This window comes from uncultured Campylobacter sp. (genome assembly GCF_937996225.1).
Classification (GTDB): domain Bacteria; phylum Campylobacterota; class Campylobacteria; order Campylobacterales; family Campylobacteraceae; genus Campylobacter_B.
In genome coordinates this window covers 1-1260 of the sequence record NZ_CALKTC010000037.1, presented here as the reverse complement: position 1 = coordinate 1260, position 1260 = coordinate 1, and the positions used below count along the sequence as shown (strand labels likewise).

Below are 1260 nucleotides of genomic sequence, written 5' to 3'. Positions count from 1 at the left end.
GCAAATCGAATAATTTCGAGAAAGCGGGCGAGACGGGCGATTTTGAAAAGATAGGCGAGCTTGGTGACGGCGAGTTTTTGGACGCGCTTATCGCAAAAGAGCTCGTGCGGGTGCTTGACTGGGCGGGTGAGGACAGCACGGGCGATGTGGGTAAATTTATCCGCTCTAGGCTTGATGCGCTGCAAAGCGGCGTGGCTCTAGAGTGCGATAAAATTTACGCAAGGCTCGAAAAAGAAGCGGAAAAAGAGGATTTCGAGCGCGGCGATGCGAGCCTATTTTTGATGAACGAGTTTCAAAAGGCGCTGAAGAAGAGCGATTTTAGGCTCTTTACTTTGGATCTTCATAGCGACGCTTATTATCTGCTCGTCGCGCACAAGGACGCCGAGAAAGATTTTAAAAAGCTAGGCAAGCGCGAGGAGCTATTTTGGGACATCGCGCCATGGGGCAAGCGCCGCAAGAGGCAGATCCTTTACGTCATAAACTGTGAGTGCGGCGAGATGTCCGCGTGGCAGCTGGATGCGAACGAGCCGTCGCCTAGAGATGAAGTCTGCGAGGTCTGCGGGCGGGTACTTTTCGACGCCGAGGGCAATGCGATGCAGCCTTTGGAGAAGGAATTTATCTGATCTTGCTTATCGCGGTTTTGCGTGCGAAGTTTCAGCCGAATTAAAGCCAAATTTTATTGCGCAGATTGACAGGATTTGGCGCACAGGTTTGGTTTGCAGCTCGGCGGCGAAACGCAGTTTAAATTTAAGGCTCGCTCGGGCGGCGGAATGTGTTTTGATTTGCGGCTCGCTTTGGTAGTAAAATACGGCTCGACGCGGCTCGCTTTATTTTGCTGTTTGCGCGAGCGGTGAAATTTTGAAGTTTGCGTTTGTGTCTTAATAAGACTGCGGCGCAAGACGCACTATTTTAGCGTTTGCGTTCTTGGCTTGATTTTTTATCCAGCAAGTTCGCAGTCGCGGGCGCATCTACCTATGCTGCGTTAAATTTTGATTTTAATGGTTGTGGACGTAGGCTCGCGCCGCTAAAAATCAAAATTTTGCCCTGCCGTGGGCGCTAAATTTACAATCTCTAAATTTAAAATTTTAAGCGTAAATTTTGATCTAAAATTTCTAAAGTCGCTAAATTTTAAAATTTAAATGCAATGCGGGTTTGGCGGCTTGTTCGCCATAGAGCTCGTAAATTCCGCCGCTGCAGAAATGGCGAACTCATTCGATTTAAAAATAAGACAAAATTTTAGCTAGCGCGCCCGCACAGAAT

General features: G+C 48.3%; 1 protein-coding gene. It reads left to right on the top strand.

Annotated features, from left to right (window positions below):
• Positions 1-623, top strand: a 623-nt coding sequence (locus tag Q0174_RS04955) for a hypothetical protein (RefSeq protein ID WP_298042026.1), incomplete at its 5' end; no start/stop codon positions are given.
• Positions 624-1260 lie beyond the last annotated feature (637 nt).